Here is an 18474-nt window from a genome sequence, read left to right as displayed (position 1 = left end):
CGGCGGTAAGTTTTTACTCCGAGAAAAGCTTCAACCCAAATCGTTATTTTTAGCAGTTGTTAATTGATCACGGGAGTGATGATAGCTGCAGCGGAGTCTAAGATATCATTACCTTCTGCATAAATTGTGCAGGCATCTCTCACCGAATAGTTTGCCCGCCGCTCTTCACAAGCCTTGAGAGCAAAGTTTTTTGCCTCAGCTTGACTGTAACTTTTCCCAACATACCCTACTGCATAGGCCCCGCTATAGTCTATAGCCAGGGCTAACGCCTTGTTTCCAGATAATTGATGATACTCTGCAAGCATCTCACCCAAGCCTCCTGCGGTCAACTCAGAAGTTACATTCAACTCTTGCTCCTGTTCCATCTCCCTGATCATGGATTTCAGATAGGCCCGCGACTTCTTATTGTATATCTGCATCAATAGTGGATGAGCAACATAAGGAAATAATTTCTTATCACGGCTGACATAAAGCTCGCGGACAAACCACCAGGCTATATTTATATCCCGTGGTGCACGCCAATAGGCTTGTTCAAGCATTTCCAGATACTGTTCTCGCGGATATCCTAGTAGTTGCATGGTAATCGCCAATTCATGCCAGTAAGCGGGTATATGTTCTTGAGTATTAACAAGATGAACATATTGGTCACGAAGAGAAGCGATTTCGTTAACATCTAGCTCTCCATTTTTCGCGAGTGCTTCAGTTAGAGAAATTTTCGCATCCGCCTCAAGGTACCAACTTTCCCGCCGGTATTTCTTCTCTACTTCCTTAAGGATCTCCTTTGCCAGGAAAAAATTACCTGCCTGTGATTCTGAGATCGCCAACGCTGCCTGCAGAGGTGGACTGACGACCCCTTTCTGTTTTGCACTTTTAAAAAAATCTTGAAGAACTGACGGCTTCTGCCTTGTAATAGCCATGAAGTGAGCGATCTCAGCAATAGCAGTTTCACGCATCATCGGCTTTATCAAAGCGGAGCTAATATTCCTACTTTCACTTATTTGCCCACTAAAATATACGAAGTCCGATTTGGAAAGAAGTTGGTATTGTGCTTCCAATTCATCAAATGTCATATCGAGGGCATTTGGGAGTGCCGTAACCGAATCAGCACCTGTCTGATACGCTTTGAGATATCGTTCCAAGGCAAGTTTTCGTTCTGGATCAAATAGCAACCAATGAGTAAGCATCCAACCAGAGGCATAGAGAGCTTCAGCCTCTTGCTCATCCAAGGAACCTCGCGTTGCCTCAAGAAGCCGTTTGAGGGGGAGTTGTTTGAGTTGGCTGAGACTAATCGCGCGATCCACCGGCATTCTTCCAACCTCAAATACATTTTTTCCGTTAAATCGGACTGTGGAAAAACTCTCGGCAAGTCCTTCACTATACCAGTAAGGATAATTATAAGAGCTGCGGGAATAAGTAAGAAAGTGAGTATATTCGTGAAAAAGAATCTTGCGAGCGGGATTATCAGGAAAATATCTATTCCCACGAATATTCACTAAAGCGAAACTTCCATATGAAGTATTTCTAAAGCTACCTATAACATTCCGCTCGTTTTTGCTACCATTAACTCTCGCAAAACTTAATTGATCTGCGAGGGCGTATATTGTTAATGACTGCTGGTCCGATTGAAATGCTATATATTTCTGAGAAAAAATCCGAAACTGCTCGAGATCTTCTGCTAGTTTCTGTACTTTTTTTGGATTACCATTTGTCACTATACGAAAATGTTGCGATTTTATTTCATACCAATCGGAGCTGACTAGTTTTTCTGTACTGGTACAAGCAGATAACAGAAATACGAAACCTAACCCGACGAGAATGCATTTTTTAACCCAATAACTTTCACGGTTTTTTTGATTATTCATCTCATACTTACTTAATACTAACAATTGCAATTTCTTACCATATTAATTTTGAGAGTAATGACACCACTATTAATTCTATCCAAATTCACCTCCTTTCGACTCCTATGTGGGCAAGCTCCGCTAATGGCACTAACGTAAAAGCAATCGAAAATAATCTGCCACAGCACTGATTGGAGTGACAATCAAAATAGCCAAACTTTACTTGTAGCCAAAGTCATCGCCCCAACAATACGAGACGGGCAAGATAACCCACCACTCTTCTGAAATTATTCATCTACCACCACGCCAATGCAGCTGGTGGTCTTTTAAACTACTAGAAATCCTTAATTTCGGAAGGCAATGTTATGCCTACATGGCACTTAAGTCTACATAATCTTTACGTGACATTGGTTTCTATGGTTATCTTTTCGCCAAATATATATTTTGTAATTAGTACAATTTTACCAAGACAAAGAAAGTCTTCACTTAGCAGCTGATATATCTATGAGCGTTTTCTGGTTGTCACAGAGTATAATGGGACATCCTCCTCCCACTGATTGCAGGTAAACATAAGAGTTTTATCTTGTAATGGAGAGCCTATTGTCGTTGATCAAGCGGTTATCGGAATTTAATTAGCCTGAAAATGTTAGCCTATTTTTTAACCAATGGTATCGCGAAAGCTCTATAGGAGCGCAGAGTCTCATTTAATGCCAAATTTTTGAGAAGTCCCGTTATCATTTCTTTAGACTTCTCGCGGATATTTGACAAGGCTTTCTCTCACATCAAAGTGAAGGGTTGGCTCAAACATATTGGATACTTGTGAAATACGTTAGAGAGATACGAAGCTGGCTGTGGATCTGGCAGCGGTGCGTAAATAATCACACAGCTCCCAGGGTGCGTTGCTCAGACAAGGAGAGTAAATTCGGCCCTCCCGAACATTAAAGCCCGGGAGGTCTACTACTGATTACACATCCATGGGGGTAGCCCATACAGGAGGCATAAGCACTTGTGCCCCCTTTACACTATGGTTTATCAAAGTCCGCGATAGAAGCTGCTCTGCTGCTGGGCACGCGTGGACTGGCCCGGAGTGAACTCGAACATACAGGCGTTATCGGTATAGTCCATATAGTTGTGAATCGGATCAAATCCAGGGAGAGTCGGACAGGAGTCGCGGCCCACCGGGCAATCCCGCGCCGGCGTAGCCTCCGCCGGGGTATCACTGACAAAGTCCCCACCAGTAGCGTTACAGCCGCCCTGGAAGGTGTGGAACAGCCCCACCCAGTGACCCACTTCATGAACCAATATATCCCCCTGGTTGTAAGGCACTAGGTTTCCCCCTGGCAGGGTTTCGGTGTATAGCACTACACCGTCGTTGATGGGATTGGAGGCATAGCTGCTGGGGAAGGCAGCCCAACCCAACAGACCGGCAGTAAGAATATTTGCCGTGTAAATATTCAGATCGGCGGCACCCCCTACCCGAAGCGCGGATTTCATCTGGGATTCTGCTAGGGTTCCCGGCGCCACTGTATACCAGCTGTTATTTGCTGTATTAGTTACCGAAACCAAATTAAAACTGAAACCCGTACCGGAAAAAGCTGAATTTAATACGCTCATCTGGTTATTAATTTCCAACAAGGTGAGCGAGCCATTGCCGGCAGTATCAGTGATCACGTGGAAATACACATTCACTGTGGCGAGAGCCCGATTTTGCTCCACATAGTTATCCAACGGGCTCAGCATGGTGCGAAGATAGCTTTCCTGCAGGGCAGCCTCTTGCTGGGTCGGATGTTCGGTGCCGCAGTAGGATAGGTGGTCATCAAATGCCGGGACAGCGAAAGCCCCGGAAGAAAAAACAAAGATGGGCGAAAGCAACAGCGCCATGGTACAATTTTTAAACCATAGTGTCTTACTTGTGAGTATTTGCATTGGAAAGTCCCTCATGTGTTATTTTTTAACGGGGCCTATCCACACTGAGTGAGCCGCACAGAAATGTACGGTTCCTTACCGGGCAAGAAACCACTTCCATAAGATCTAGCACATAAAATAATCGTGCGTATTAATCAGGAAAAATATTCTTATAGTTTCGGATCAGATTCACAAATCGTAACACCCTATTATTCATGACCGCTTACGGTGGAACCTACAGTTACACCTAGTTTTTTAAGGGATGACTACGCGATTATTGGATCCAGTGTGTACCAGCCCCAAGTCACTTCCATATAATTTTAGATTATACTGCACAGCCCTGGTTTATTGGCAAGACATTACGAGCAAAAATGTGGCTAACCAAAAAACAATTACAGAGCTGGAGGCAATATATAGTGACCACCCACGGCCACAATGTAATTTCAGAAATAAAATGTGAATCAGTTCACAACTGTGTTATTTCTGGTTAGCTCAGCCGTCAAAATGATAAATTTACGTCAGCTAAGTAGAGCAAAAAATTAAATTAATTTAATATCCATTCCAGTTCATAACTCCTCGTCTATCTGGCAGATAACTGTAAAGCCTTCCATGGCTCTCCTGCAGCCGGAACCAGGCGGGTCTTAAATACATTTTAAGTCCAAGTAAGTAGGCGCTTGATTAATGGCCCGAATATTACTGAGCTGTATTAATCCCCATTGATATTTTTTTGGCAGGCAATTCACTAACAATGACTTCTTTCCCCTCGCCCCATGTCATTCTCATACGGTTACCAAGCCTTAGAGTCCGCGGTAAAAACCGCTCTGCTGCTGCGCTCGAATTGCCTGGCCCAGGGTAAAACGAAACATACACTGATCGTCACCGACATTCATATAATTGTTAACCGGATCCAAGCCTTCAAATCCTGGGCCCTGACACGAATCCATTCCCACGGGACAGCCAAACGCCGGAGTTGTGTGTGCCGGAGTATCGTCGACATAATCTCCGGGATCACTACAGCCTCCCGAAAAAGTATGAAACAGGCCCAACCAATGACCGACTTCATGCACCAGGGTATCGCCTTCATTGTATGGCACCGCACTGCCGCCCGGCAGGGATTCTGTCAATAGCACCACACCGTCATTGATTGGGTTGGAACCATAGCTGCTGGGAAAAGTAGCCCAACCCAGCAATCCCCCCCCCAAGCCACCGGTATAAATATTCAGGTCAGCGGCACCACCGACCCTCAGGGTCGATTTCATTTGAAATTCGGCGATACTGCCGGGTGTCACACTGTACCACCTGTCATTTACAGTAGTTGTAATAGATGCCAGATTGAAGATAAATGAAGTCCCCAGATAAGCGTCATTCAATACACTTATTTGATTGCTAATCTCCGCAAATGTAAGGGAGCCATTGCCGTTGCTGTCGGTGATTACATGGAAATAGATATTCACATTTGCAGTACCCACCCTGGCTGGACTGTAGCTACTTAGTGCCGCGCTCATATCCCTTACATAGCTTTCCTGCAAACCGGCCACCCTAAAGGTTGGATGTTCAGTTCCGCAGCGTAAAGCAGAGGTTGGTTCTGCAGCTGAGTCAGCAGCAAAGACAGCCGTTGAAATAGCGATGAGTACAACAACCAGAAACAATAAAAACCAATATTTTTCTTTTATAGGGACTGCCAATGAAATAGTCATGGAAAATGCCTCTGTTATTTTAATAGGTGTTCATTTCCCTCTGTCAGGTTGCCAGTTTCCGACCGCGAAGGCCAAGCGCTTTTCGGCCAGGTACTGGCAATTTCCCGGACCTAATCCGTGCGCTATAAACAGATGAGTGCGTCAGGAAGCTTTGGTAAAGCCCGCCAACAGTTGCCATTTACAAAACTATCCGGATTATCCGCAGCCCTTCCCCTCGATTATCAACGTCGGTGTAACCGCATTTAGACCACCTAACGCCTTCCGACCAGCAGGCTCTTTCCCTCTCTCTCAAACCTGTACCGTGGATCGACATAGTTGCCCGCCCAAGACTTGAGCGGGCTATCAAGTGACAAGCAGTGACAACTATTATTTAGTTACAATCTCACCCTTTTTACCAGCGGCGATGGATACGACAGTCCTTTTACATCCTGTGCGTGGGTTGAATTCGATATTCCGTTGTTGAGCCGGGGCATCCGCTGCCGGTCAGCTGGCTTCGCGAACAAACACCCCCAGCGACGTTAATCCGGCAGCCTGTACGGCTGCCGAATTACTACCAACCAAGGGACAGTGTTGATATTGGTTCTATTTAGCCGGCAACTTATTGAGTTACCGGAATGATACCAGTCTGCCAATATCCGTTGGCCGAGATTCGTCCCCGGAAATGGAGCATTACAAGCCCCGATAGAAACTGCTCTGCTGCTGGGCGCGGGTTGACTGACCTGCGGTAAATTCAAACATACAGAAGTCGTCAACATAGTCCATATAGTTGCGGATCGGATCCAAGCCGGCCAGACCCGGGCAGGAATCACGGCCTACCGGGCAGCCGAATGCAGGAGAAGCTTCCGCCGGGGTATCACTGACAAAATCGCCGCCGGTGGCGTTACAGCCGCCCTGGAAGGTGTGGAACAGGCCCACCCAGTGACCAACTTCATGCACCAGAGTGTCGCCCTCGTTGTAGGGGGCCGCCGAACCACCCGGGCGGGACTCCGTCAAAATCACAACGCCATCATTGACGGGGTTGGAGGAATAGCTGCTGGGGAAAGTGGCCCAGCCCAGTAAACCGCCACCTGGATTGGCCGAATAGACATTCAGATCCGCAGCCCCTCCGACCCGCAGGGCCGATTTCATCTGGGACTCCGCAGAGCTGCCGGGGGACACTGTGTACCAGCTGTTGTTGTTGCTTCTGGTAATCCCTGCCAGATTGAAGCTGAAAGGCGTGCCGACGAAAGCGGCATTCAATACACTGATCTGGTTGGCGATATCCGCATCGGTTACATTCCCACTGCCCGCATTATTTCTGATAACATGGAAATAGACGTTTACGACCGACGCAACTGGCAGGATTGGTGCTGGCGCAGGTACAGCCTGCTGAAGGGTACTGCGCATGCTTTGAAAATAATTCTCCTGCAACACGGCTTCCTGCACCGTTGGGTGGTCGGTGCCACAACGCAGTAACTGACCATCCTCGGATGCCTCAAGGGCTGAAAGATTGAGTGACAAAGCAGCCAGCGGTAAAACCAACAACCCCAATAACCGACCTTTTAGTGAAGAATTACCTCTTGTTGGAAATCTCATTATAAAATCCTTCTGTTGTTAATTATTTTATTACAAACTCCTTATTACAAAAAAAACGTAAATCAACCCCTAGTTGCTTTCTTCAAGTTATAACGAAAAATCTTATATCAACGGAATAGGCATCGAAGGGCCAGTGCAATATATATTGTTCGATCTTTTCTGTAATTTTAATTCGGCGACTTTTTGTGAACCGGTGCACAAACACAATTTTACTGGTTCTCTTATCTGCCACTAACGGCAATTATTATTTCGGATGATAGATGGGGTAAAATAATTGTTAGGATATATCCTAACAATTATTTTATACTAGCTCTGTATATCGAAGTGGTTATTCTGGGCAGTGCTTTTCATACGTCGCCCAGACACTGCTGAAGTAAAGCAAAAAGCCCGCAACAGCTAATAATTTCCAGTCGCGGACATTCGGGCTCATACAGTGTTAGCGGTTAGGTGTTTCATGGGATGGGGATATAAACTCACGCATGAAAATCTGCCAAAAAGCCATAAAGAGAGCTGCCAGTAATGGGCCAATCGCAAAGCCACTAATGCCGAACATGAGCAAACCGCCAATTGTAGAAAACAGCACTATATAGTCTGGCAATTTGGTGTCACGCCCCACCAGAATCGGGCGCAGCAGATTGTCCACCAGGCTGATGACCAGCATACCGAACAGCATCAGTACCGAAGCCTTGACGATTTCACCAACGGCATAGAGGTAAACTGCAGCGGGAAACCAGATAAGTGCAGCACCAATCGCAGGCAGTAGTGACAGTAATGTCATTATCACACCCCACAACAGTGGAGCCGGCAGTCCCAGCGCCCAGAAAATCAACCCACCCAATGTACCCTGGGTAATTGCGACCACCAAGTTACCCTTGATGGTTGCGCGGGTAACCTCGGCGAATTTTGCCAGCAACAGGTATTCGCGCTCGTCGCCCAGCGGCAGGGCGCGAATCAGGAGATCAACCAGCCGCTCACCGTCCCGCAACAGGAAAAAGGTCAAATACAACATCAGGCCCAGCATCAGGAAAAAGTTGGCCGTATTCTGGCCCAGCGCCAGGGCATTTTTCGCCACGAAGCTACCGGCACCCACCAGCCCGCCCAGCAGGCGCTGTTTAAATTGGTCCAGATCCATACCAAATCGGTCGAATAAGGCACCGATTCCGGGAAAGGCCGACCGCACCTGTTCCACCGGCTTGGATAAATCGATTTCTCCACTCTGTACCCGCTGGATAAAATTCACCGCCTCGTCCACAAACGAAGTTGCGACCAAAAGCACGGGGATTACCACCAGTATCATGCACATCAACAGGGTGAGCAGGGCTGTCAGATTGGGCCAGTTGGGCATGCGCGTGAGCAGGCGGCGGTGCGCCGGAAAAAAAATCACCGCTATGGCACAGGCCCAGAAAATGGGGGTAAAAAAAGGTCTAAGCAGAAAGGCAAATGCCACCGTCACCAGAATCAGTGACAGAAGAAAGGAATTGCGCTCTAGTTTTTCGCTCACATTGCCCCCTTGAAATGCCGCCCGTTTCGGCATGCAAAAAAATCAGTTTCTCTCTGTTGCAGCCGGCCCCCGCAGCAGAGCCACAACTATATAAATGCCGGGTGCACAGCGATGACCCGCACACAAAGCCGGCGATACTCATTGTTAACCTGGCAATTTACTTTGTTGCCGGGTTAATAACACACAGCCCAACGTCTCGCCGCCGGGGCCCAGCTTAACCACAAAGCGGGCCCGCTTACCAGCGCCGATAACCACAGGTGTCGATATGAAAGCGCACACCCCTATAGAGCCCTATCCCCAGATCGCTGCCGGGACCCAGCCGCGCATGGAGGCTGCGCAGTTCATCCGCCAGTTCCGCGCGGCTGATGTTGGAGCGGGGTACGAGGTCCAGGCCGCAAAAGTTGCGGTGCTTACTGGCCGGCGCGCCGCCGGCCTTGCGGTTGTAGCTATCGGTACGATAGGCGGAGAGTACACCCACAGGACCCACCACCGGTACCAGTTCATCCCGCATGAGCACCAGTGTGGGGATGATGTTGCGCCACAGTTCCCGCGGAGGAAACGCGAACGCCGGCTCCCCCACTTCGAGCCAGTCGGAGCCCTGGCGAAGCAGGTTGGACACTTCGGTGACATCCGCCACCCCGTTGAGGCGCAGGAACTGTTCCATTTCCCGATACTGGGCGCGGTGGTCCCTGTTGCGCAAAAACTGATCGAAGCTGCTCTGGGTGGCAACGCGGTAACCCTGCAGTTCGTAGTAGGGTTTTTCGAGGGTACCGAGATACAGATACAGCCACAGGCCGGTGACTAGCAGCAGCAGGACCGCGGCAATTACGGCCACTACCACCCGGTTGATCCGCTGCCCCGGAGGCCGCTGGCCGCGGGGCGATGGAGGACTGCTTGCGAACATAACGGCGTTCAATCGCTATTGATCACACCCCCGGCGCCGCCATTGCCAGCGGCGTCTCTTTATGCACTATAGACTAGGGCCCAGCCTCAGACTGCGGGGCCCGCCGCCTTGACGGCATCGCTGACCTGGAATTTCTCGATATTGTCGGCGAACAGTCTAGCCAGTTTCTCCGCCTCTGCGTCGTAGGCCGCCTTGTCGGTCCAGGCCTCGCGCGGGTTGAGATAAGCCTTGTCCACGCCCGGTACCTGCATCGGAATATCCAGGTTGAGCCGTTCCAGCCGCTCGGTGGCGACGCCGTTCAGGGCTCCGCTCTGGATGGCGGCAACCACGGCGCGGGTGACCGGTATCGGAAAGCGCTTGCCCTTGTCACCGGAACCGCCGGTCCAGCCGGTGTTCACCAGGTAGACCCTGGAGCCGAAGTCGTCGATACGCTTCATCAGCAGATCGGCGTATTCCCGCGGGGCCCGGGGCATAAAGGGCGCACCGAAACAGGTGGAGAAAGTGGGGTGCACGCCCGCCTGGGCGCCCAGCTCGGTGGAGCCGACACGGGCGGTGTAGCCGGACAGGAAATGGTAGGCGGCGGCTTCCTTGGACAGGATGGACACCGGCGGCAACACGCCGGAAACGTCACAGGTGAGGAAGATGACATTCTTCGGTTCACCGGCGCGGTTTTCCATCTGGCGCATGGCCACATGCTCCAGCGGATAGGAGCAGCGGCCATTTTCGGTCAGGCTGGTATCGGCGTAATCGGGGATACCCGATTCGTCGGTGACCACATTCTCGACGATGGCACCAAAGCGGATGGCGTGCCAGATCACCGGCTCGTTGTCGCGGCTGAGATTAATGGTCTTGGCGTAGCAGCCACCCTCCATGTTGAATACGCCACCCTTGGCCCAACCGTGTTCGTCGTCGCCGATCAGATAGCGCTCGGGGTCCGCCGAAAGGGTGGTCTTGCCGGTGCCGGACAACCCGAAGAACAGACAGACATCGCCGCCACTGCCCACGTTGGCAGCGCAGTGCATGGGCATCACGTCTTTTTCCGGCAGCAGGAAATTCTGTACCGAGAACATGGCTTTCTTCATCTCACCGGCGTAGCGCATGCCCGCCAGCAGCACCTTGCGGGCGCCAAAGTTGATGATCACGCAGCCCTCGGAGTTGGTGCCGTCGCGCTCCGGGTCACAGACAAAGTGCGGCGCGTGCAGGATATGCCACTCTTCCTTGCCCTTGGGATTGTACTTGTCGGCGCGGATGAACATGTTGCGCCCAAACAGGTTGTGCCAGGCGGTCTGGGTGGTGACCACCAGCGGCAGATAGTGGTCCTCGTCCTGCCCCACATGCAGCTGCTGCACGAAGCGGTCGGAGGCCGCGATAAAGTCCTCCACCCGATCCCACAACTGATCGAACCTGTCCTCCGGGAAGGCACGGTTAACGCCACCCCAGTCAATGCTGTCACTGGTGGACGGCTCTTCCACTACAAAGCGATCCGCCGGGGAGCGGCCGGTGCGCGCCCCTGTCTCGGTCACCAGGGCGCCGGTATCGGACAGCTTGCCCTCACCGCGCTTGAGCGCTTCCTCAGCCAGTTGCGCCGACGATAGATTCCTGAGGATCTGAGCCGCGTCGTCGATGTGTGCCATGCGTCGAATACCCATAGATTAAGTGGAATAAAAAGTGTGACAGCCGCTGCAGGGGGCAGCCGGCGAAATTCGGGGGCGCATTATTGCAAACTTCAAATTGGCGGGACAGCAAGAATGACCACTTTTTAAGCAATGACAACGTTGTCAGTTAAATTTTTGCGTTAAATTATTTGACCTGCAAATGGCGTAATTTTACTACATAGATTTGATGAATTTTTATGGGAAAAGCACCCAGCCCATGGGGACCGGGGTGCCGCGGACACATGCCGGCGCACGGACGCGGGAAATCAATGCAGCGTGTGCGGGGGCGCGTTGAACAGGGCTTCGATCTGCTCCCGGTCGAACCGGTAGCGGGTGTTGCAGAACTGGCAGTCGGCCCGAATCTCGCCCTTCTGCTGCTCCAACAGTTGATACACCTCTTCGGACCCCAGGGCGACCAGGGCGCGGGCACTGCGCTGACGCGAGCAACTGCACTTGAAGCGGATATTGGCGGTGCCCAGCGGATCCGGGTGCAGCTGGTGGAACAACCGGTGCAACAACTGGCTGTGGGGCAGTTTGTGCAACTCCTCCGCGGTAACGGTCGAAGCCAGATGCTGGGCCGTCTCCCAGGCATCCCGGTTTTCCGCTTCGCTGGCGGCGTTGTTGCCGGGCAGCACCTGCAGCATGATGCCGCCCACAGCTTCGGGGCCGGACGCTATCCAGAAGCGGGTATCGAGTTGCTCGGACTGGGTGAAGTAATCCTCCAGACACTCCGCCAGGCTGTCTTTTTCCAGCGGCACTATGCCCTGGTAGCGTTCACCGCGCTCCGGCTCCACTGTGATGGCCAGCACTGCCCGGTCGCCCACCAGCTGGCGCAGGCTGGCCCCCTCCGGGATGGTGGCCCCTTCGGCGACGCGGGCGATACCCCGCAGGTCGCTGTGGTGGGTGCACTCGGCCATGATCAGCGGAACCTCCCCTTCACCCCGCGCCTGTAGGGCCAGCAGCCCCTCGAATTTAAGCGTGGTGGAAAGGAGGCAGGCGGCGGCGAGGAACTCGCCAAGCAACTGGGCCACCGGAGCGGGAAGCTGGTTGTTACTCAGCACATCCCGATAGGCTTGGGTCAGGGTAACCATCTGGCCGCGGATGTCGCGTCTGGAAAAAATAAAACGTTCCAATTGATCCGACATAAGATGTCTCAGGCAAAAACCGCGGGATTTTAGCCGGGAGTATAGGGTGATGGTAGCCGCCGCCGGCAAATTGCGTCAGCTGCACACCCGGGCAATCTCCCGCTGCAGCCGCTGCGCCTGCTGCTGGCGCTCCCTTTCCGTGATCACCACTTCGCGACCCTTTTCATCGATAAAGGCCACCCTCCCCTGCAGTATTCGCAGCCGCTCTCTGGCCTTGCGGCAGGCATTGGCCCGCCGGTGCCGTTCCTGCTGCCGCTGGGTCTGCTGGCGCGTCGCATACTCCTGCTGCAGCTGCGCCTGGCGCCGGGAAGCCGAAGTCCCCCGGGTGTCGGTGGCGTCGATACTGTTGATTGAGCGCAACTGCCCGGCGATATTGTCGGCGTCGACATTCTTTGGGGGGCGGTCGCTGAAGTGCACCCTGCCCTCCGAATCCACCCAGCGGTAGAGCTGGTCCGCAGCGGCTGTGCCGGCCCAGATCAATGCGGCCAGCAGCCCGACCCGGTAAAGTCGTTTCACGATTCCTCCCGGTAACGCTTATCTGGTTATTTTCTCCCTGGCGACGCCGGTGAAAGCCTAGCTATTCATCCAGCTCGGCCAGCGTACTGAACAATCCCTGGGAATGGCGGTGGGGGATATGGTAAGTCTGCAGAATCATCGGCTGCTGCTCCCTTGCCGCCGCAGCATCCAGCACCATACGGTAACCGGCCTGATCGCGGAGTTCGACAAAGGGCTGGCTATTGCTTTCCATCAACTGTGCAAACTCGGCGAAATCGGCTACCTGCTGACCATTCACCGAATCAATAATCCAGTTCTTCCAGTCGTGGTAGCCCAGGTTGACTCCGGCCGGCAGAACTTTGAGCGCCACCACCAGCTCCCGGCGATCCGGCTCGCTCCACTGGTTGCGCGCATAGAGGTATTCAATCGGCGCCTTGGAATGCCAGTTTTTGCCCCAGCGCTTGATCAGGTTCATATTCAGCGGCACGAATACCACCCCCCCATAAATGTAATAGCGGGGGCGCCGGTCGAACTGTTCGCTCACCACCAGGGTACGCGACGGAGGCGGCGCGGCCAGTGTGATCTCGGCCGTACGGACCTCGCCCTTGCGGGCGAAACGCAGTGGCAGCTTGTCACCCACATGATGCCGGTCCACTACGAAGTGATAGTTGGTGCGCTGGTTTTTACGCCACTCCACAGTGCGGTCGGCGGCCACGGCATAGCCGTCCACTTCCAGCAATACATCGCCGGGGCGCAGCACATCGGCGGCGGGGGCGTCGCTGAAGACCTTGACGATCAGGGCGCCCTCCTGGTCGTCGCGGAGGCCGGAGGCGCGCTTCATTGCCGGGCTCTCCAGGCCCTGGGTGACGATACCCAGTTCCGGGAATCCCTGGTGCACACTGTCCCGGGCATCCTTCAACACATGCTCGATCACACCGGGTGGGACGAAATAACCCAGGTTTTCCGCGCCCTGGTTGGTCTGCATGGCCACGCCCACGATGCGGCCTGCGGAAATCACCGGGCCCCCGCTGTTACCGGGGTTGATGGCGGCATCGATCTGACCGGCCATCAGGTAACTCTCGGCGTGTACATAGTATTGATGCTCAACCCGGGACAGCACCCCGCGGGTAATGGACAGGGACTTTCCGCCGATGGGGTAACCGTACACGGTTACCTCTTCCTGCAGGTCCGGCAGCTCCCCCAGTTCCAGGGCATCCGTATCGTCAAAAAAGCTGTCGTCGTCCACACTCAGCAGCGCAAGATCGGCCTCGTGGGAGACAAACTGTACCCGGGCGCGGAATTTCTGTGCGTCACCGTGGCGCTGGACCTGAATGAAGCTGCCGTTGGCCACCACATGGGCATTGGTGAGAATACGCTGGCCGCTGATCACCGCACCGGAGCCGGACAGCTGCTTGGCGTTGAGCAGTGCCCAGGGGTTGAAGTAGTCGGGCGCAGCGGCAGTGGTGTAGATCTTGATGATGGAGCGCTTGAGCCGCTCATGCTCGCGGCTATCGGCGCTCGCACCCTGGCCCGCAAGCAGAATCAGGAGCGCAAGGAAGGTAAAAAGCTTATTCATCATGGGGTGCGGAACTCGTTAACTTGGGCCCAGTTTAGCAGTTGACACGCAATTTTACGCTGTGCGGCCACTGTTGGAGCACCGGTTCCGGCAGAAATTAACGTTTCACTCTTGTTCGCGCTGGAAACGGTGGATCTGGCGGCGCTGCTTTTTATTGGGCTTTTCGCTGCGAATACCGGTGTTGCTGGCCTGGCGCTCGGCCCGCGCCTGTGCCCGCCGGGCCACGCTGGCCTCTGTTTCACGGTACAGGGTGCGGGCTACCTCCGCCCCCCGGCGCTGATCCGACAGCGCGACCACCTCCACTTCCACCTGATCCCAGCCCTGGCGCAGGATCAGGGTCACACCCGGCACTATCTCCCTGCTCGCCTTGACCCGCTGACCATCCGCCTGCACTTTGCCGCCGTCAATAGCCTGTTTGGCGATACTGCGGGTCTTATAAAAGCGAGCCGCCCACAGCCACTTGTCGATACGTACCTTGTCCATCAGAGCGCGAGTATCTCATCGAAGTGGTGAATGGCCGGGAATTCCGTGATGTCCCGCAGCGGCCCGCGACTGTCCGGCTGCCGGATGCAGAGCAGGTGGGCGATGCCGTAGGCCCGCGCCGCCGCCAGTACTTCCTGGTTATCGTCCACGAACAGGGTGCGGTCCGGGTCGAAGTGAATACGCTCGCGCAAGGCATTCCAGAACTCCAGGCTCTCCTTGGCATGCCCCAGATCGTGTGAGGAAATGATGTCGTGCATCCAGCGGTGGATGCCGGTAATTTCCAGCTTCTGCTCCAGGCCGTCGCGGTGCGCATTGGTCACCAGCATTAGCCGCTTGTCCAATGCGTTCAGGCGCTGCAGAAAGGGACGCGCCTGGGGGCGCAGAGCGATGCGATCCTCGATTTCGCGCAGTATGCCGACGATATCCAGCTTGAGCCTGCGGGACCAGAAGCTGAGGCAGTACCACTCCAGGGTGCCGCGGCGCGCCTCTATCTCATCGAGAAGCTGCACCTGTGCCTGCGCCAGGCTGACGCCGTGGGTTTCCGCATAGCGGCGCGGCAAGTGAGTGAGCCAGAAATGATTGTCGTAATGCAGGTCCAGCAGGGTGCCATCCATATCCAGCAGCACCGTATCGATCTGTTGCCAATCCAACATGGGGGATGGATACCTCTTCTTCACATTTTGCCCGCCGGCCACGGACCCAAATGCGATTATGCCCGTGCCCGGACTATGCCGTACAGCAGCATACACTGGGCACTGTAGTAGCTGAGCATCACCGCGACTCCGGCCAGGGGCAGCGGCAACAGAAACCTGTTCACCGCGATCAGCGTGTCTGACACCATGAATGTCAGGGCGCCGGCGAACAGCAGGCCCGACTTGCCGCGGTGGGCTGCGGCCCCCAGGGACATCAGCACAATCGCACTCAGATAGACCAAAACCGGCGTTGCCAGTTCACCCGCGGCCGGCAGCAGCAGCCATGCCAGCAGGGGGGTGACTACCAGTATCGGCAGGGCCCGCAGGGCAAAGCGCCGGCTGTGGAAATTCGCCCCGCGCAAAAAGTTCGCGGCATAGACCAACTGCGCCACCAGAAAGGCGCCGAGACCGAAAACAAAGTGATTGGGGAAATCCAGTGCCAACAGCACATCCCCCAGGGCCGAAAAGCCCAGTGCGGTCAGAGTCAGGGAACGGGTGAGTCCACGCAGCTCGCCCAGTGCCAGCAGGCCCAGCACCGCGATAGGCAGCGCCTTGGCCGCCGGCATCCAGGGGCCCTGGATATCCACCGCATCCAACAGCACATAGCTGGCGGCAGACGCAATAAATACCAGCAGCAGGCGCCCGCGCAGGGCGGTGGGATACTGGCTGTGGTCGGTGACGATCTCTGCACTCATGGTTGCTTTCCCTCGCTTATTGTCGATCTTGCCAGGGCCTGTTCACACTAACTGAGTTGGCCCTAGCTTCTTGGCGCCACTTCCGCCAGTATTCGCCAAAGGCTGCGGCGATTCAATGCACACCGCACAGCCGGTACCCAAAAAAATCCGGCACTGTCGCCACAGCCGCAGTGCGCATCAAACGGAGAGCATCGCCCATGAAAGCAGACAACATACTCGACACCATCGGCAATACGCCACACGTCCGCATCAACCGGCTTTTCCGCCCGGACCTGGAGGTGTGGATGAAAGTGGAGCGCTTCAATCCGGGCTCCAGCATCAAAGACCGCATAGCGCTGTCGATGATCGAGGACGCCGAGGCCAGCGGCGCGCTCAAACCCGCCGGGGTGATCATTGAACCCACCTCCGGCAACACCGGTATAGGGCTGGCCATGGTGGCGGCGGTACGCGGCTATCGACTGATCCTGGTAATGCCCGAGTCCATGTCGCTGGAAAGGCGCAAGGTCATGAAAGCACTGGGGGCCGAGCTGGTGCTGACCCCGAAGGAAGGCGGTATGCCCGCAGCCATAGAGAAGGCCGAACAACTGCTGTGTGAACACCCCGATGCCTGGATGCCGCAGCAGTTTATGAATCCAGCCAATACCCGGGTGCACCGCGAGACCACCGCGCGGGAAATCCTTGCCGATTTCCCCGACGGCATCGACTACCTGATTACCGGTGTGGGCACCGGCGGTCATATAACCGGTTGCAGTGAAGTGCTGAAGGAGCGGTTTCCCAATTTAAAGACCCTGGCCGTGGAGCCGGAAAAATCTCCGGTAATCAGCGGTGGCGAAAAGGGGCCCCACCGTTTGCAGGGTATCGGTGCCGGTTTTGTGCCGGAGATTCTCAACCCGGACACCCTGGACGGCACAGTCCAGGTCAGCGAAGAGGACAGCTTTGAAATGGCCCGCCAGTGTGCGCTGCAGGAAGGTATCTTTGTGGGTATCTCCTCCGGCGCCAGCCTGGCTGCGGTGAAAAAGCTCGAGGGGGAACTGCCCCCGGGCAGCCGGATCCTGGTATTCAGCTACGATACCGGCGAGCGGTACCTCTCCATCGAGGACCTGTTTGCGGCCTGAGAAGGAACGCGGGCCGGATTATCCGCCGGCCATGCCCAGGTCCGGCAGCGCCATCGCGTCACCCTGGCCCGTTTCATTTCGCACCGTATAATGCGGCCTGCATTCAACAGGGGACAGGCATGGCCAAAGCGCAAAACAGAAGGGAACTGATAGAACAGGTAATCGATATCTGCAGTACGGCGGGGCGGGCCATTCTCGACGTCTATCACAGCAGTGCCGACCTCGAAATAGATACCAAAAGCGACGACTCGCCGGTAACCGCCGCCGACCTGGCCGCCCACAACATACTCGCCCCGGCCCTGGCGCAACTGACCCCCGGTGTGCCAGTGCTCTCGGAAGAGCAGGCCATGCCCCCCTTCTCCGAACGCCGCCGCTGGCGTCGCTACTGGATTGTGGACCCACTGGATGGCACCAAGGAATTCATCCGTCGCAGCGGTGAATTTACGGTCAATGTGGCGCTGATAGAGGACGGCGTACCCGTACTGGGCGTGGTGCATGTGCCGGTGCTGGAAATCACCTACGCCGGCCATAGGGCCGCCCCGGGAACTGAGGCGCTGGCCTTTAAGCGCACCGCCGGGGGCGAAAACCCCATCCGTGTGCGTTCCGTGCAGTCGCGGTTGGATGTGCAGTCGCCGCTGGGGCTGGTGGCTAGCCGCAATCACGGCGCCGGGGCGGTAGACCGGCTGGTGGCGCGCATTGAACAACAGTTGGGTGCCACTGAGCTGAAAAATATGGGCAGTTCCCTAAAGCTGTGCTTGGTGGCGGAGGGTGCCGCCGATCTGTATCCGCGCCTGGCGCCCACCTGTGAGTGGGACACAGCGGCGGCCCAGGCAGTGGTCGAAGCCGCAGGCGGCCTAGTGGTCGACGATCAGTTTGCTCCGCTACGCTACAACACCAAGGACTCTGTACTTAACCCATCTTTCTACGTTATTGGCGACCCCTCCTTCGACTGGCGCGCTTTGCTCGCCGACTGCAGCTAATTCCCTGCACCACAGTGCCCCGCCATAGGGGCGCGGAACGAAGCCGCTGCCGGCAGACACGGCAAAGGGTTTTCTTAGCAGGCTGTTGAAATTCGAAGAATTTCGACGCCTGGTACCGGAATATGGATATTCCGGCAAGATCCGCGACGCTTAAGTCGTTGATTTTGTGAGAAAAGTGAAAATCCCATTTTTCGCTTTTCGTGTTTTGAAATAGG

Annotated in this window: 15 protein-coding genes; 2 read left to right on the top strand and 13 right to left on the bottom strand. The window is 54.6% G+C overall.

What is annotated here, in order from left to right; all coding sequences use genetic code 11:
- Positions 1-59: 59 nt before the first annotated feature.
- From AB1S50_RS05805 to AB1S50_RS05745, 13 genes are all read right to left on the bottom strand, one after another.
- Positions 60-1862 carry a hypothetical protein gene (locus AB1S50_RS05805; RefSeq protein WP_367149552.1) on the bottom strand — a complete coding sequence of 601 codons (1803 nt, stop codon included), beginning with the start codon at positions 1860-1862 and terminating at the stop codon, positions 60-62.
- A 1011-nt stretch (positions 1863-2873) separates the two neighbouring features.
- Positions 2874-3767 carry a zinc metalloprotease gene (locus tag AB1S50_RS05800; RefSeq protein ID WP_367149551.1) on the bottom strand — a complete coding sequence of 298 codons (894 nt, stop codon included), beginning with the start codon at positions 3765-3767 and terminating at the stop codon, positions 2874-2876.
- Positions 3768-4543: 776 nt separating this feature from the next.
- Positions 4544-5443, bottom strand: a complete 900-nt coding sequence (locus AB1S50_RS05795) for a zinc metalloprotease (protein ID WP_367149550.1) — start codon at positions 5441-5443, stop codon at positions 4544-4546.
- A gap of 669 nt (positions 5444-6112) precedes the next feature.
- On the bottom strand, positions 6113-6943 hold the full coding sequence (locus AB1S50_RS05790; protein WP_367149549.1) for a zinc metalloprotease: 831 nt from the start codon (positions 6941-6943) through the stop codon (positions 6113-6115).
- 511 nt (positions 6944-7454) lie between these two features.
- Positions 7455-8519 (bottom strand): AI-2E family transporter, encoded by a 1065-nt coding sequence (locus tag AB1S50_RS05785; protein ID WP_367149548.1) that lies wholly within the window; start codon positions 8517-8519, stop codon positions 7455-7457.
- A 235-nt stretch (positions 8520-8754) separates the two neighbouring features.
- Entirely contained in the window at positions 8755-9423 is a 669-nt protein-coding gene (locus tag AB1S50_RS05780) for a D-Ala-D-Ala carboxypeptidase family metallohydrolase (protein WP_367149547.1), read from the bottom strand.
- 86 nt (positions 9424-9509) lie between these two features.
- Positions 9510-11057: a phosphoenolpyruvate carboxykinase gene (locus AB1S50_RS05775; RefSeq protein ID WP_367149545.1), complete on the bottom strand. Its 1548-nt coding sequence runs from the start codon at positions 11055-11057 to the stop codon at positions 9510-9512.
- Positions 11058-11344: 287 nt separating this feature from the next.
- Entirely contained in the window at positions 11345-12223 is an 879-nt protein-coding gene (gene hslO / locus AB1S50_RS05770; RefSeq protein WP_367149544.1) for an Hsp33 family molecular chaperone HslO, read from the bottom strand.
- 75 nt (positions 12224-12298) lie between these two features.
- Positions 12299-12739: a DUF4124 domain-containing protein gene (locus AB1S50_RS05765; protein ID WP_367149543.1), complete on the bottom strand. Its 441-nt coding sequence runs from the start codon at positions 12737-12739 to the stop codon at positions 12299-12301.
- A 61-nt stretch (positions 12740-12800) separates the two neighbouring features.
- Positions 12801-14297, bottom strand: coding sequence for a S1C family serine protease (locus AB1S50_RS05760; RefSeq protein WP_367149542.1), 1497 nt, complete (start codon positions 14295-14297; stop codon positions 12801-12803).
- A gap of 102 nt (positions 14298-14399) precedes the next feature.
- Positions 14400-14777 (bottom strand): RNA-binding S4 domain-containing protein, encoded by a 378-nt coding sequence (locus AB1S50_RS05755; RefSeq protein ID WP_367149541.1) that lies wholly within the window; start codon positions 14775-14777, stop codon positions 14400-14402.
- Entirely contained in the window at positions 14777-15430 is a 654-nt protein-coding gene (gene yrfG / locus AB1S50_RS05750) for a GMP/IMP nucleotidase (protein WP_367149540.1), read from the bottom strand. The genes AB1S50_RS05755 and yrfG overlap by 1 nt, the downstream gene beginning before the upstream one ends.
- Before the next feature lie 56 nt (positions 15431-15486).
- The gene (locus AB1S50_RS05745) at positions 15487-16164 is read right to left on the bottom strand and encodes a lysoplasmalogenase (RefSeq protein ID WP_367149539.1); all 678 of its coding nucleotides are present in this window, start codon (positions 16162-16164) and stop codon (positions 15487-15489) included.
- A 197-nt stretch (positions 16165-16361) separates the two neighbouring features.
- Between AB1S50_RS05745 and cysK the strand changes: the two genes are divergently transcribed.
- Entirely contained in the window at positions 16362-17279 is a 918-nt protein-coding gene (gene cysK / locus AB1S50_RS05740) for a cysteine synthase A (protein ID WP_367149538.1), read from the top strand.
- Positions 17280-17398: 119 nt separating this feature from the next.
- Entirely contained in the window at positions 17399-18259 is an 861-nt protein-coding gene (gene cysQ / locus AB1S50_RS05735; RefSeq protein ID WP_367149537.1) for a 3'(2'),5'-bisphosphate nucleotidase CysQ, read from the top strand.
- Positions 18260-18474: the final 215 nt, after the last annotated feature.

It is taken from the genome of Microbulbifer discodermiae, from assembly GCF_040742695.1.
Lineage (GTDB): Bacteria > Pseudomonadota > Gammaproteobacteria > Pseudomonadales > Cellvibrionaceae > Microbulbifer.
The sequence above is the reverse complement of the archived record's forward strand: the minus strand, read 5'-3'. Positions and strand labels throughout refer to the sequence as shown.

Coding starts and splice junctions, on each gene's coding strand:
- AB1S50_RS05805 (WP_367149552.1), bottom strand. CDS start 1,862: ATGAATAATCAAAAAAACCGTGAAAGTTATTGGGTTAAAAAATGCATT.
- AB1S50_RS05800 (WP_367149551.1), bottom strand. CDS start 3,767: ATGCAAATACTCACAAGTAAGACACTATGGTTTAAAAATTGTACCATG.
- AB1S50_RS05795 (WP_367149550.1), bottom strand. CDS start 5,443: ATGACTATTTCATTGGCAGTCCCTATAAAAGAAAAATATTGGTTTTTA.
- AB1S50_RS05780 (WP_367149547.1), bottom strand. CDS start 9,423: ATGTTCGCAAGCAGTCCTCCATCGCCCCGCGGCCAGCGGCCTCCGGGG.
- AB1S50_RS05775 (WP_367149545.1), bottom strand. CDS start 11,057: ATGGCACACATCGACGACGCGGCTCAGATCCTCAGGAATCTATCGTCG.
- hslO (WP_367149544.1), bottom strand. CDS start 12,223: ATGTCGGATCAATTGGAACGTTTTATTTTTTCCAGACGCGACATCCGC.
- AB1S50_RS05760 (WP_367149542.1), bottom strand. CDS start 14,297: ATGATGAATAAGCTTTTTACCTTCCTTGCGCTCCTGATTCTGCTTGCG.
- AB1S50_RS05755 (WP_367149541.1), bottom strand. CDS start 14,777: ATGGACAAGGTACGTATCGACAAGTGGCTGTGGGCGGCTCGCTTTTAT.
- yrfG (WP_367149540.1), bottom strand. CDS start 15,430: ATGTTGGATTGGCAACAGATCGATACGGTGCTGCTGGATATGGATGGC.
- AB1S50_RS05745 (WP_367149539.1), bottom strand. CDS start 16,164: ATGAGTGCAGAGATCGTCACCGACCACAGCCAGTATCCCACCGCCCTG.
- cysK (WP_367149538.1), top strand. CDS start 16,362: ATGAAAGCAGACAACATACTCGACACCATCGGCAATACGCCACACGTC.
- cysQ (WP_367149537.1), top strand. CDS start 17,399: ATGGCCAAAGCGCAAAACAGAAGGGAACTGATAGAACAGGTAATCGAT.